The organism is Qipengyuania triglochinis (genome assembly GCF_054655615.1).
The window spans coordinates 1,089,659-1,103,226 of sequence record NZ_BAAHND010000001.1; the positions used below are offsets into that span (position 1 = coordinate 1,089,659).

Below are 13,568 nucleotides of genomic sequence, written 5' to 3' on the forward strand. Positions count from 1 at the left end.
AGCGAGCGATAACGCTAAGGGAAAGCGCAATGACACTGGTTCTGGGCATAGAAAGTTCCTGCGACGAAACCGCCGTGGCCGTGGTCGACGGGGATCGGCGCATCGTGGCGCAGCGCATCGCCTCGCAGGATGAAGAGCATGCGCCCTTCGGCGGCGTGGTGCCGGAAATAGCCGCGCGCGCCCATGCCGAACGGCTGGCCCCCATGATCGAGGCAGTGCTGGGCGATGCCGATGTTACGCTGGGCGATCTGGACGGGATTGCCGCCACTGCCGGCCCCGGCCTGATTGGCGGCGTGATGGTCGGCCTTGTCAGTGCGAAGGCACTGGCCATGGCGAGCAATGTGCCGCTGATCGCGGTCAACCATCTCGAAGGCCACGCGCTCAGCCCGCGGCTGGCGGACGGCGAGCTGCAATTTCCCTATGCCCTATTGCTCGTTTCGGGCGGGCATTGCCAGATTTTGCGCGTCGATGGCGTGGGCCGGTATCGCCGCCTTGCCACCACGATCGACGATGCGCTGGGCGAAGCCTTCGACAAGACGGCGAAGATCCTCGGCCTCGGCTTTCCCGGCGGCCCGGCGGTGGAACGCGCGGCGAAGGAAGGCGATGCGGGCGCGGTGCCCCTGCCCCGCCCGATGGTCGGCAGCGGCGAACCGCACTTCAGCTTTGCGGGTCTCAAGAGCGCGGTTCTGCGCGCGCATGACAGCGGCAAATATCAGCCCGCCGATATCGCCGCGAGCTTTCAGCAGGCGGCGATCGATTGCGTGACCGACCGGCTGCGGATCGCGCTTTCCGAAATGCAGGATTGCGAGACTTTGGTGGTTGCCGGCGGTGTCGCGGCCAATGCCTCGGTCCGCGCGGCGCTGGAAGAACTGGCGGAGAAGCACGGCATGCGCTTCACCGCGCCGCCGCCAAAGCTGTGTACCGACAATGCGGCCATGATCGCATGGGCTGGGATAGAGCGGCTGGCGCTGCCAGACTTCGCGCCCGATCCGCTCGACATATCGGCACGGCCGCGCTGGCCGCTCGACGCCAGTGCCGAACCGGTGCGCGGTGCAGGAGTTAAGGCATGAAGGTGGGGGTTCTGGGTGCTGGTGCTTGGGGCACGGCGCTGGCGCAGATGGTGGCGAGCGATGGCAGCGACGTGCTGCTGTGGGCGCGCGAGGCCGCGCTGGTGGATGAGATCAACTCCGGCCGCATCAACTCGACCTACCTTCCCAGTGCCAGACTGGCCGAAAGCATCCGCGCGACCGACGATCTTGCCGAAATGGCCAAGCTCGATGTGCTGCTGGTGGTCACTCCGGCGCAGCATATGGGCCGCGTGCTCGAAGCCATGCCCGCCCATCCGCGCGATCTCATCCTGTGTTCCAAGGGGATCGAGGCCGGCACGGGCCGCCTGATGAATCAGGTCGCCCGCGACACCGCGCCCGGCAGCGACATCGCCGTGCTGTCCGGCCCTACCTTCGCCCATGAGGTGGCCGCCGGATTGCCAGCCGCCGTGACGCTGGCATGTGGCGGCAGGCAGGCGCAGTGGAAGCGCATCTCGCCCGCCATCGCCCGCCAGACCTTCCGGCCCTATTATTCCGATGACGTGACCGGCGCGGAAATCGGCGGCGCGGTGAAGAACGTGCTGGCCATCGCATGCGGCGTCGTCGACGGCCTGCAGCTTGGCCAGAACGCCCGCGCTGCGCTGATCGCGCGTGGCTATGCCGAAATGTTGCGTTTCGGCGAGGAAAGGGGTGCCAAGGCGGAAACGCTCACCGGCCTGTGCGGGTTGGGCGATCTCGTCCTCACATGTTCCTCCACCTCCAGCCGCAATTTCTCGCTCGGCAAAGCGCTGGGCGAAGGCAAAAGCGCCGCGGATCTGATGGCCGATCGCCGCACCGTGGCCGAAGGCGCACATACCGCGCCGGTGCTGGTGGAACTCGCCGCACGCCATGGCATCGCCATGCCGATCGTCACTGCAGTCTATGACCTGCTGCGGGGCGATAATCCGCGCGAAGTCGTGCAGGGCCTGCTGGCCCGCCCGCTGAAAGCCGAACAGGAACCCGGCGGGTGACAGCCACCACCAATGATGAAGACCTGTCCGCCCTGGCCAAGGGCGGCAAGCAGAACGTCCTCGGCTTCCTGCTGAGGCTGCTGGCGCGCATCCCCTTCCTCTTCATCGCGGGTCGCCTTTACGGGCTCGATGCCACCGGGCGCTTTGCTTCCGCGCTGGTCGTGGTCGAACTGACTGCGCTGATCTGCGCCATGGGCGAAAAGCGCGGCCTCGCCCAAAGGCTGTCCGATGGCGAGAAACACCATCCCGCCAATCTCGTCTATGACGGGATGCTGCTGGCGCTGCTCTTCTCCGGCATCGCTGCGGCTTTCTTCTGGCTGGTGCCCGCCCCGCTCTTCCCCAGCGGCGAATATACCGAACTCGACCGGCTGATCGTGCTGGCCATTCCGGGGTACGCACTGACAGAGATCGTGCTGGCCGCACAGGCCTATAAATACGATATCGCCACCACCGTCCGTGCACGGGCAATCGTGGAGCCATGGACCATCTCGATCATGGCGGGCGCGTTCTATTTCGTGCCTGCCCTTTCGGATTCGGGCCTGTCGATGGCCTATCTCGTGTCCATCTACGCCGGTCTCGCCACCGGCGTGTGGGCTTTCGTCCGCAGCTATGGCAAGCCGCTGGCATGGCGGCCCAGCCCGGATTACATGAGCAAGATCGTGCTGCGCGCCCTGCCGCTGGCCACTGCCGACGCGATCGAATGGGGCACGCGCCGGGTCGACGTGTTCATTCTCGGCCTGTTCGCCGCCCCGTCTGCCGTCGGCGTCTATTACATGGCGCAGCAGGTCGCCAGCCTGCCGCAGAAACTGAAAACCAGTTTCGAGCCCATTCTCGGCCCGGTCATCACAAAGAACCTCAAGACCAAGAATTACGAAGCCATTGCCAAACAGGTGTGCCAGGTCGGCTTCTGGATCATCGCGGCTCAGGCGGGCATCGGGCTGGCGCTGGGCGTGCCGGGTGAAGCGATCATGGGCCTGTTCGGACCCGACGCGGTTGGCGGCACGGGTGCGCTGGCCTTCCTGCTGCTGGCCGAGGTGGTGGCGGCCACTGCCGTGGTCTCGGAAGCCGTGCTTGTCTATGTCGCGCGGGTCCGCAACCTCTGGATCTCGATCGCCACAATCGCGCTTCAGGCGGTGCTTACCATCATCCTTATCAAGGTGGTCATGGCTTACGGCTATGGCGAGCCGTTCAAGGCAGCCGCCGCAGCCATGGCGTTGATGATCGCGCTCGGCGTTGCCAGCCTGGTCAAGGCGCTGCTGTTGACCAAAATCCTCGGCCACGGGATCAACAACTGGCGCTGGGCGCTCGTCTATGCTGCCGCGCCGGCGACGCTGGTGGGCTATCTGGCTACCTATCTGCCCGAATGGGCCGAACTGGCGCTGGGTGTCCCCGCAATCCTGGCAACCTATGGCTATATCATCTGGAAACGAGGCTTCGGCCCGGAAGATCGCGTCCTTTTCAGCAAGACAAAGAAACAGGAAAATCAGCAGCCGACGCCTGCTCCCGAATAATAAATTCGCATCCAGAGTAATTCCATGCAACTCTGAGCCGAATTGAAAAGGGGGATTCAATGAAGAACGTCCGACTTTTAACCGTTTGCGCTGTAATAGCACTCAGCGCCGGCTGTACTACGAAAGATGAGGGTCAGCTTGATCGCGCTAACGCTGACAGTTCTGTCGCCACCGGCATTGAGCCATCACCTCCACCTCCACCGCCACCGCCACCTCCTCCGCCACCGCCGCCTCAAAACAGGGTTGGTTATGCGAGACCCGTCGTGGTGTCCGCATCGGCCGCTAGGATTGGCGCCATCGAAGTCGAGCGTACGAATTCCTCTAGCGATGCAACCTATCGCTATTTTCCGCCGGTGTTCGTTCCGGCCCCTCCAAGCAGGGACGAGTATGACGGCGAAGAAATCTCTTCGGTAAAACTGGTCGCCAGCGAACCGGTCTCGACCTTTTCAGTCGACGTGGACACCGCCTCCTATGCCAATGCCCGCCGTTTCATAAGCGAAGGCTCGTTACCGCCACAGGCTTCGGCTCGCACCGAAGAATTCATCAACTACTTCCGCTATGATTACGATCTGCCCGAAGATCGCACCCGGCCGTTCTCGGTCAACACCGATGTGGCGGCAACGCCGTGGGATGCGAACACACGGCTCGTGCGGATTGGGCTGGCAGGGTACGAACTCCCGCACCAATCGCGGCCGCCTGCCAATCTCGTCTTTCTCCTCGACGTCTCCGGTTCGATGTCGAGCCCGGACAAATTGCCGCTGGTGAAAACGGCGATGCGGCAGCTGGCGGGGCAATTGACAGAGGAGGACCGCGTCTCGATCGTGGTCTATGCCGGGGCGGCAGGGGTAGTGCTCGAACCGACCAATAGCGAAGCCCGGATCAAGGACGCTATCACGCGCTTGAATGCTGGTGGCTCGACGGCAGGGGGCGCTGGCATTCAGCTTGCCTATTCGCTTGCCGAAGCCAACCGGATCGAAGGCGGTGTGAACCGGGTAATCCTGGCAACCGATGGCGATTTCAATGTCGGTATTTCCGACAAGGACGCGCTTATCCAGCTGATCGAGCAGAAGCGCGAAAGCGGAGTCACGCTGACCGTCCTCGGCTTTGGTCGCGGCAATCTCAACGATGCGATGATGGAGCAGATCGCCGATAACGGTAACGGCAATTACGCCTATATCGACAGCGCGATCGAAGCCCGGAAGGTTCTTGGCGACGAGATGGGGGCGACGCTTTTCACCATTGCCAAGGACGTAAAGATCCAGGTGGAATTCAACCCTGCCGTGGTGAGCCAGTATCGCCTGATAGGATATGAAAACCGCATTCTGCGCGAAGAGGATTTCGATAATGATGCGGTGGATGCGGGGGACATCGGCGCAGGCCACCAGGTCACTGCCCTCTATGAAGTGGTGCTCGCAGGTGCCAAAGGCTGGGTTGCCGACCGCCGGTACGAAAGCAAGCCCGACGCACGCGCAACCCAGCTCGCGGCAGAGGCGGCGTATATCAAACTGCGCTACAAGCTGCCCGATGAGGATACGTCCAAACTGATCAGTTACACCCTGCCTGCCAGCGCTCTGAAAACCGATCGCGCACCTAGCGGCGACTTTGCCTTTGCAAGCGCGGTCGCGGCATTCGGGCAGAAAGTGCGGGGAGATCCGATGCTTGCCGAGTTCAGCTATGTTAACATAGCGAACCTCGCTGGTCGCCAGAGCGATTTCTTCCGTCAGGAGTTCGTCGAGTTGGTGAAGACTGCGGACGCTCTGGAATAGGCACCTTGGCAGGCGAGGTCGCGGGCGGCTAAGAGCCGAGCATGGCTGCGCGCATTATCATCGCTTTCGGAGCACTGCTGGTGATGGCGATCGGTTCCGTATCCGTATTCACGGATCGGGCCGAGCGCATGGCGGATGAACTGTCGACAAAGGCCCAGGCCGCCCTCGCCCGGCAGGATCTCGCCATGATCGAGGCCGATTTCTCGAGCGGAACGGGTTCGCCCTCGCGCCATCCGGTGCTGTCCGGCGGAGACGACCTCAGCGACGAACAGCGCACCCGCGCGGCGCAGGTCGTCGCTTCCATCCCCGGTGTCGGCGGAGTCTCCTGGGTCGATGGCACGGCCAATGCCGCCAGCAGCGAACCGACGTACGAACCGCTCCATTGCCAAGAAGATGTCGACGGCCTGCTGCGCACCCGCACCATTCGGTTCGAAGAAGCCAGTACCGCCCTGATCCCGGCCAGCCGTATGCTGCTGGACGAAGTGGCGGATGCGCTCGAGCCCTGTGTGGGCGCGATCATCGCCATCACCGGTCATACGGACAAATCCGGCAATGAAGCCGACAATGTATCGCTCAGCATGGATCGTGCCCGGGTCGTGCGCGAAGCGCTGGTTCGCCGCGGCATCCCCCGCGAAGGCCTGCGCGCCCGTGGTTATGGATCAAGCCGGCCGGTTTCCAGCCTGACCGCGGAAGACCCGGCCAATCGCCGCATCGAATTTTCCGTGATACGGATGGAACCGCTCAAGCCAACCCCGGTCGACACGCCGGGGCCGCGGTGAAGGGAGAGATCGATGCCCATCTGGTTTGAAGTCATCGCCCTGATGCTGGTCGCCTACGGGATCGGCCTCACCATCGGCTTTACCCTGTGGGGCCGCGGGCAGGTGACAGAAGTAGAAGACACGAAGGAAGAGTTATGAACCAACTGCTTGCCGAATACTGGTACTTGCTGGCCATCGCGCTGGTGATCGGTCTCGTCGTTGCCTGGTATCTGTTCCGCAGCACCCGCCGCACCAAGGTGACCGGCGCCAGCCGGGGCGATGTGCTGGACGAAGGCGCGCAGAAGGCACAGCGCAACTCCGCGCTGGTCGATGCGCCCCCCGCCGCCGCACGCGATCCGCAGCCCGTTTCCACTCCTACCGGCCTTGGCGGCAGCGGCGCGGCAGTCGCTGCGAGCGCCGAAGTGTCGCAGGTGAAGGTAACGCCCGCCACCCCCAACCCGGTGGGAACCGAGAGCAACGATCTTACCAGCATCAAGGGCGTTGGTCCGAAGCTGGCCGCGCGGCTGCACGAACTTGGCATTACCTCCTTCGCGGAAATCGCATCCTGGACCGATGCCGATATCGACCGGATCGATGCCGAACTCGGCCGCTTCCAGGGGCGCATCCGGCGTGATGATTGGGTGGGCCAGGCGAGCCTGCTGGCAGAAGGCAAAACCGCCGAATATCAGGATCGTTACGGCGCAGGGGCGTAATCCGGGAACCTCTTCGCAATCCGCAGGTTGATTTACCTTGGGTCGGAGCAAACGAGGAGAGGCTGGATGATGCACTCGAAGCCGTTACGCGTACTGGTCGCCGAAGATGAAACCATCATCGGTCTGGATCTGTGCGACACCGTTACCGAAGCAGGTTACATCGTCGAAGGTCCGTTCGAGGATCTGTCCAGCGCCATGCTCGCCTATCAGAAGACAAAGCCCGATATTGCCATCCTCGATGTCCAGCTGGGCGACGGGATCGTGTACCCGCTGGCCGAACAGATGATGGCCGAAGACGTACAGGTCATCTTCCATTCCGGTCGATTGACGCCCGACGAGGTCGCGATCCGCTTCCCGCGGGCGCAGACCTTGGCAAAGCCGTGCCCTCCTTCGGAAGTGATCGACTCCGTCCAGCGCGCAACGCAGCTCAACTGAACGCCTAAACGGCTTCCGGGCCGATGCGCCCGGAACAGTTGGCCTCCTGTATCCATTCCTTGAAGCAAACCCTCCAAGGAAAGGATGCCCATGTCGCTGCAGAAAATGATCGATACCCACCCGCAGGTGAAGGACGAAACCGAGGAGCTTATCCTCGCCGCGCGGCACGCGATGTTGTGCTCGCTCTTCTGCACCAGTTGCGCCGATGCGTGCGTGGCCGAGGATGGCGATATGGCGCAGTGCATTCGCTACTGCTCGGACACCGCAGATATCTGCGCCGCCACCGCACGCCTCGCCGTGCGTCGTACCGCGCAGAATATCGACGTGCTGCGCGCCCAGCTCGAACTGTGCATCAAGGCCTGCGAAACCTGCGCCGAGGAATGCGAGAAGCATGACGATCCGCATTGCGCCATGTGCGCCAAGATGTGCCGCGAATGTGCCGATGATTGCCGCAAGGCGCTCCCGCTCGTGAAGTAAGGCTTTGCGATGCAAGGTGATTGGGGCGGCTCTCGTGTCGCCCCCTTCCCATTCGTAGCGCGAATTTGATGCCGTCTTGACGCCAGCGCGTGCTAGGCGGCCTTGACCCGATATCAGGGCAGGTCCAGCGGGTTTATGCACCTCTTGCGTACCCCCCGCCGCTCTGCCATCGGCAGATAAAGTTACAAAGGAGACCACATGGCTGGAATGGTGCCGTTCGACTGGCAGGATCCCTTCAACCTCGATGAACAGCTGACCGAGGAAGAGCGGATGATCCGCGACGCCGCGCATGGTTTTGCGCAAGGCGAGCTCCAGCCGCGTGTGATCGAGGCGTTTTCGCAGGAAAAGGATGCGCCCGAACTTTTCCCCATGATGGGTGAAGCGGGTCTGCTTGGCGCGACCATTCCCGAAGAATATGGCGGCGCCGGCGCGGGTTATGTCGCTTACGGTCTGATCGCGCGCGAGATCGAGCGGGTCGACAGCGGCTATCGCTCGATGGCCTCGGTCCAGTCCAGCCTCGTGATGTATCCGATCCATGCCTATGGTTCGGAAGACCAGCGCACAAAATACCTGCCCGGTCTCGCCAGCGGCCAGCTGATCGGCTGCTTCGGCCTGACCGAACCCGATGCGGGCAGCGATCCGGCAGGCATGAAGACCACCGCCAAGAAGGTGGATGGCGGCTATGTCCTCAACGGATCGAAGACCTGGATTTCCAATTCGCCCTTCGCCGATGTCTTCGTCGTCTGGGCGAAGAGCGAGGAACATGGCGGCGCCATTCGCGGCTTCGTGCTCGAAAAGGGCATGAAGGGCCTGTCTGCGCCCAAGATCGAAGGCAAAATTTCGCTGCGTGCCAGCACCACCGGCATGATCGTGATGGACGAAGTCGAAGTGGGCGAAGACGCGCTGCTTCCCAATGTTGAAGGTCTCAAGGGTCCGTTCGGCTGTCTCAACCGCGCCCGCTACGGCATCAGCTGGGGCGCAATGGGTGCGGCGGAATTCTGCATGCATGCCGCGCGGCAATATGGCCTCGACCGCCAGCAGTTCGGTGTGCCGCTGGCTTCCAAGCAGCTCTATCAACTCAAGCTGGCCGACATGCTGACCGAAATCTCGCTCGGCCTGCAGGCAAGTTTGCGCGTTGGCCGCCTGATGGATGAAGGCAAGTTCGCCCCCGACATGATTTCCGTGGTGAAACGCAACAATGTCGGCAAGGCGCTACACATCGCGCGCCAGTCCCGCGACATGCATGGCGGCAATGGTATTTCGGAAGAATATCAGGTTATCCGCCACATGGTGAACCTCGAAACGGTCAACACCTATGAGGGCACGCATGATGTCCATGCGCTGATCCTTGGCCGGGCAATTACGGGGATTGCAGCATTCTGACGCCGCCACCGCCAGCGCGGGCCCGCATGGCGAGCGCCGCTCGCCATGACGGTGCAACAAGCCTTTCCTACATTTGGAAGGTTTGCCAGAAGACGCGCATGAGCACCTCGCGCCCTTCCGGAAACCGCGCTTTTCAGCGGAAAACCGGCTGTGGTGTTTTTATGCCCAGGACCGTGCTCCATGTGCTCCATCCTGTAGGATTTGCCTTATGATCCGCCTGCACGGTTACTACCGCAGCTCCACCAGCTACCGCCTGCGCATCGCGCTGGAACTCAAGGGGCTGGAGTACGAATACGTGCCTGTGAATCTGCTCGAAAGCGAGCAGAAGGGCGCCGCCTTCACCAGCCGCAATCCCTTCGGTTCGGTGCCCCTGCTCGAAGCGGGCGGGATGGACCGTGTGCAATCCATGGCGCAGATCGAATGGCTGGACGAAGCCTATACCGACCGGCCGCTGCTTCCGAGAGATCTCGACGATCGCTATGTCGCGCGCGAACTGGCCTATGCCATTGCCACCGAACTGCATGCGCCGCTCAACCTGCCGGTGCTCAAGTATCTGTCGAACGAATACGGCAAGTCGCAGGACGAGATTGGCGTGTGGTATCGCCACTGGCTTGCCCGCACGCTCGACCCGCTCGAACAGCGACTCGCGCAGCTTGGCACGGGCGACTTCCTGTTCGATGCCCCCGGCTTCTTCGAGGTCTGCTTGCTGCCCCAGGTCTATAACGCTCGGCGGTTCGAGTTCGATTTCAGCGACAAGCCGCATATCGAACGGATCGAACGCGCCTGTCTCGCATTACCCGAATTCCAGCGCGCCCATCCGGACGCGCAACCCGACAACCCTGACAACAGTTAAGAGAGAGGACACCCATGAAACTCGCCACGCTCAAGGATGGAACCCGCGACGGCAAGCTGGTCGTCGTCTCCAAGGACCTCACGCGCTATTGCGCAGCGGACAACATCGCCCCCACCCTCCAGCACGCGCTGGACAATTGGGACACGATCGCGCCCACGCTCGAAGCGCTTTACACCGATGTGCAGCACGAAGCCGTGCCGACCGAGCGTTTCCACGAACGCGAGGCGCATTCGCCGCTGCCACGCGCCTATCAGTGGGCCGACGGTTCGGCCTACATCAATCACGTCGAACTGGTACGCAAGGCGCGCGGTGCGGAAGTGCCCGAGAGCTTCTACCACGATCCGCTGATGTATCAGGGCGGCAGCGACGGTTTCCTCCCCCCGCGTGACGACATTCCCCTGAAAGACACCAGCTGGGGCTGCGACATGGAAGGCGAGATCGCCGTCGTCACCGACGATGTGCCGATGGGCGTTTCGAGCGAAGAAGCCGCCAGCCACATCAAGCTGGTGATGCTGGTGAACGATGTCAGCCTGCGCGGCCTGATCCCCGGCGAACTGGCAAAGGGCTTCGGCTTCTTCCAGTCCAAACCCGCCAGTGCATTCAGCCCCGTCGCCGTCACGCCCGACGAACTGGGCGAGGCCTGGAAGGACAGCGTGATCCATCTGCCACTGATGGTCGATTACAATGGCGAACCCTTCGGCCGCGCTAATGCGGGCGTCGATGCAACGTTCAGCCTGTCCGATCTGGTCGCCCACGCCGCCAAGACGCGCGATCTGGGTGCGGGCACGATCATCGGATCGGGCACGGTTTCGAACCAGGGCCCCGGTGGCGATCCCGGCAAGCCGGTGGCCGAAGGCGGTCTCGGTTACAGCTGCATCGCGGAAATCCGCATGATCGAAACCATCGCCACAGGCGAAGCCAAGACGCGCTTCATGGCACCGGGCGACACCGTCCGCGTCGAAATGAAGGACGCCGAGGGCCATTCGATCTTCGGCGCTATCGAGCAGAAGGTGGTCGAAGCCTGATCTTCGGGCCCGCAGCGACACTTCGTCTCGAGTAAACATGCGGGCCGGTAACGGATCCGGCGATTGAGGTCTGTTCGATGGATTTTCTGGATACCCAGGCGACATTCCTCCTCGTCGGCATCCTTCTGCTGACAACAGTCCTTGCCGGCAGCGTTTCCAGCCGTTTCGGCCTGCCCGCGCTTATCGGCTTTCTCGGCCTTGGCATGCTGGCCGGTATCGACGGACCGGGCGGAATAGACTTCGAGAACTTCGCGCTCGCCCAGGCGATCGGGATGGCATCGCTGGTCTTCATCCTGTTTTCGGGCGGACTGGACACCGATCTGAAGGATGTCCGGCGTGTTGCCGCACCGGCGCTGCTGATGGCTTCCGTCGGCGTGCTCATCAGTGCGGGCATCGTGGCTGGCGCGGCGGTTCTCCTGCTCGATATCGCCCCGGCGCAGGCCGCGCTGCTGGGCGCGATCATCGCCTCTACCGACGCGGCCGCTGTCTTCGCTATCCTGCGCTCCACCGGGCTCGACCTTCATGGCGACGTGCCTGCCCTGATCGAAGTGGAATCGGGCTCAAACGATCCGATGGCGATCTTCCTCGTCGGGGCCGTCCTGCTCTTCATCTCGGAGCCATCCGCCTCGCCCCTGACGCTGGTGCCGGAGTTTCTGATCCAGATGATCATGGGCGCGATTATCGGCGTCGCTGTGGGCTTCGCCATGCCTGCCCTTCTGAAACGCGGGGGGTATCGTCAGGGCGGCCTCGCCTTCGTGATCTCGATCGCCGCCGCCCTCATAGCGTTCGGCGCCGCCGAACTGTTTTCGGGCAACGGGTTTCTAGCCGCCTATCTGGCGGGTCTGGTCGCGGGCAGCCGCTCCTATGCCGCCAAGCGCACGGTCTCGACCTTTCAGGACGGCATGGCGTGGCTTGCGCAGGTGGCGATGTTCCTCACCCTCGGCCTGCTCGTCACTCCGTCGCAGCTCGGTCCGGTCTTCGTGCCGGGCATTGCCATCACTGCGATCCTGATGTTCATCGCCCGTCCGGTGAGCGTGTTCATTTGTCTTGCCCCGTTTCGCCAATTCGCCTGGCGATCCAAGCTGTTCGTTTCCTGGGCAGGTCTGCGCGGTGCCGTCCCCATCGTGCTGGCGACCTTCCCCATCGTGGCCGGCGTCGAGGGGGCATTTGCGATTTTCAACGTGGTCTTCTTCGTGGTGCTGCTGTCCAGCGTCATCCAAGGGCCGACCATCAACTGGGTGGCCAAGCGTCTCGCGATCGCCGACCATGAAAGCCGCGCCTCTCAACGGCAACGCGGCCGTAAGGAAATCCAGCCGTGAGCAGTCCGAATCCCAGACGTAAGCGTGTCCTGATTGCGCTGCTGCTGGCAGTGGTGATCGGTTTGCCCCTGCTCGCTACGGGAGGTTCGCCCTGGGTAGAAGAGAAGCGCGCGGCCAGCGGAGATCAGGTCGCTGCAGCGAAGGAGCTCGCCCAGACAGCTCGATCGAGCCGCGAAACCGGTCAGCCGGTTAGCCTGACGCTGGAAAATCACGATCTGGCAGCGCTTTCTGCGATGGCGAGCCAGGGGGCTGCGCCGGCCCGCGTGGATGCACGGATCAAGGACGGCGTTTTGACGGTTACCGGAAGCCGGCCCCTGCTCTGGCGTTGGCTCAACATCCGGGCGCAGACCAGCGGGACCAGCAAGGGCCTGCCCGAATGGCGCGTACAGATTGGTGCGATTCCCCTTCCGGGCTGGCTGTCGCGTTGGGGGCTGGAGCAACTCCAGCAACGCTATGTCGGCAAAGACAGCGGCTTGCCCCCGCTCGACACGATCCTGCGCAAGCTCACGGTTGAACAGGAAAGCGTGGCCGCCAGTGTCCTCCTGCCCAAGGGGAGCCTGCTCGTACATGCCGCAGCGACCGGCACATCCACGCTGGATGAGAAGGGGATATCCAGGCTCTACTGCAGACTGGTCGAAGCGCAGCAAGCCAAGCCAGCGAAATCTCTGGCGGCGCAAGTACATCGCGCGCTGACCGCTACCGAAGCCACCCCCGAGGGGCATCGCACCGCCATCATTGCGCTCGCGCTCATCACGGCTACGCCCGAAAGAATGCACCTGGTCGGTGACGATGCGGCGCTCAAGGCATGCGCGCCACCTGCAAACATGACGCCGATCACCCTTCACGGAAGGGCCGACTGGGCGATGCATTGGGCGCTATCGGCGGCGCTGGAAACCGCGACCGGAAACCGGCTTGGCGGGCTGATCGGCGAATGGAAGGAACTCGCCGACACCAAGGCCGGAGTTGCAATGCTGGCCCCGGAAGACCCCAGCGGATTTTCCTTCGTCGACCTCGCCAGCGACAGAGCCGGGCTTCTGACAGCCCGGCGGCTGACCGATCCGCGCCACCTTGCCAAGACCCGCGCCAGGCTTCTCAAGGCGAGCGAGAATAGGCTGCTTCCTGAGGCAGCCCTCGACCTCAACGATGGGCTGACGGATGCCCAGTTCGTCGCACAATACGGCGCGCTCGACGATCCGCGTTACGAAGCCAAGGTCAGGGAGATAGACGCAATGCTGCGACGCGGCGGGATCGACTGACAAAAGCCGTCCCGCC

General features: G+C 63.0%; 14 protein-coding genes. All 14 read left to right on the forward strand.

Annotation, left to right across the window (positions count from 1 at the left end; translation table 11 throughout):
* Positions 1–29: 29 nt before the first annotated feature.
* Positions 30–1,070: a tRNA (adenosine(37)-N6)-threonylcarbamoyltransferase complex transferase subunit TsaD gene (gene tsaD / locus ACYQ0G_RS05435; protein WP_460100257.1), complete on the forward strand. Its 1,041-nt coding sequence runs from the start codon at positions 30–32 to the stop codon at positions 1,068–1,070.
* Complete coding sequence (locus ACYQ0G_RS05440) at positions 1,067–2,056, forward strand: NAD(P)H-dependent glycerol-3-phosphate dehydrogenase (RefSeq protein ID WP_460100260.1); 990 nt, start codon at positions 1,067–1,069, stop codon at positions 2,054–2,056. The genes tsaD and ACYQ0G_RS05440 overlap by 4 nt, the downstream gene beginning before the upstream one ends.
* Positions 2,053–3,567 carry a lipopolysaccharide biosynthesis protein gene (locus ACYQ0G_RS05445; protein WP_460100262.1) on the forward strand — a complete coding sequence of 505 codons (1,515 nt, stop codon included), beginning with the start codon at positions 2,053–2,055 and terminating at the stop codon, positions 3,565–3,567. Before ACYQ0G_RS05440 ends, ACYQ0G_RS05445 begins: the two co-directional genes overlap by 4 nt.
* 266 nt (positions 3,568–3,833) lie before the next feature.
* Positions 3,834–5,333, forward strand: a complete 1,500-nt coding sequence (locus tag ACYQ0G_RS05450; RefSeq protein ID WP_460100265.1) for a vWA domain-containing protein — start codon at positions 3,834–3,836, stop codon at positions 5,331–5,333.
* Between the two features lie 41 nt (positions 5,334–5,374).
* Positions 5,375–6,112: an OmpA family protein gene (locus ACYQ0G_RS05455; protein ID WP_460100268.1), complete on the forward strand. Its 738-nt coding sequence runs from the start codon at positions 5,375–5,377 to the stop codon at positions 6,110–6,112.
* 12 nt (positions 6,113–6,124) lie between these two features.
* Positions 6,125–6,250, forward strand: a complete 126-nt coding sequence (locus tag ACYQ0G_RS05460) for a hypothetical protein (RefSeq protein ID WP_460100270.1) — start codon at positions 6,125–6,127, stop codon at positions 6,248–6,250.
* Positions 6,247–6,804, forward strand: coding sequence for a helix-hairpin-helix domain-containing protein (locus ACYQ0G_RS05465; RefSeq protein WP_460100272.1), 558 nt, complete (start codon positions 6,247–6,249; stop codon positions 6,802–6,804). The genes ACYQ0G_RS05460 and ACYQ0G_RS05465 overlap by 4 nt, the downstream gene beginning before the upstream one ends.
* A 66-nt stretch (positions 6,805–6,870) precedes the next feature.
* On the forward strand, positions 6,871–7,239 hold the full coding sequence (locus ACYQ0G_RS05470) for a response regulator (protein ID WP_460100274.1): 369 nt from the start codon (positions 6,871–6,873) through the stop codon (positions 7,237–7,239).
* A gap of 90 nt (positions 7,240–7,329) precedes the next feature.
* A complete protein-coding gene (locus ACYQ0G_RS05475; RefSeq protein WP_460100276.1) occupies positions 7,330–7,716 on the forward strand; it encodes a four-helix bundle copper-binding protein in 387 nt (128 codons plus the stop codon).
* Positions 7,717–7,914: 198 nt separating this feature from the next.
* Complete coding sequence (locus tag ACYQ0G_RS05480) at positions 7,915–9,099, forward strand: acyl-CoA dehydrogenase (RefSeq protein WP_460100278.1); 1,185 nt, start codon at positions 7,915–7,917, stop codon at positions 9,097–9,099.
* A gap of 211 nt (positions 9,100–9,310) precedes the next feature.
* The gene (gene maiA / locus ACYQ0G_RS05485) at positions 9,311–9,952 is read left to right on the forward strand and encodes a maleylacetoacetate isomerase (protein ID WP_460100659.1); all 642 of its coding nucleotides are present in this window, start codon (positions 9,311–9,313) and stop codon (positions 9,950–9,952) included.
* 14 nt (positions 9,953–9,966) lie between these two features.
* Positions 9,967–10,977, forward strand: a complete 1,011-nt coding sequence (locus ACYQ0G_RS05490; RefSeq protein ID WP_460100281.1) for a fumarylacetoacetate hydrolase family protein — start codon at positions 9,967–9,969, stop codon at positions 10,975–10,977.
* A 77-nt stretch (positions 10,978–11,054) separates the two neighbouring features.
* Complete coding sequence (locus ACYQ0G_RS05495) at positions 11,055–12,296, forward strand: potassium/proton antiporter (protein ID WP_460100284.1); 1,242 nt, start codon at positions 11,055–11,057, stop codon at positions 12,294–12,296.
* A complete protein-coding gene (locus ACYQ0G_RS05500; RefSeq protein ID WP_460100287.1) occupies positions 12,293–13,552 on the forward strand; it encodes a hypothetical protein in 1,260 nt (419 codons plus the stop codon). Before ACYQ0G_RS05495 ends, ACYQ0G_RS05500 begins: the two co-directional genes overlap by 4 nt.
* Positions 13,553–13,568 lie beyond the last annotated feature (16 nt).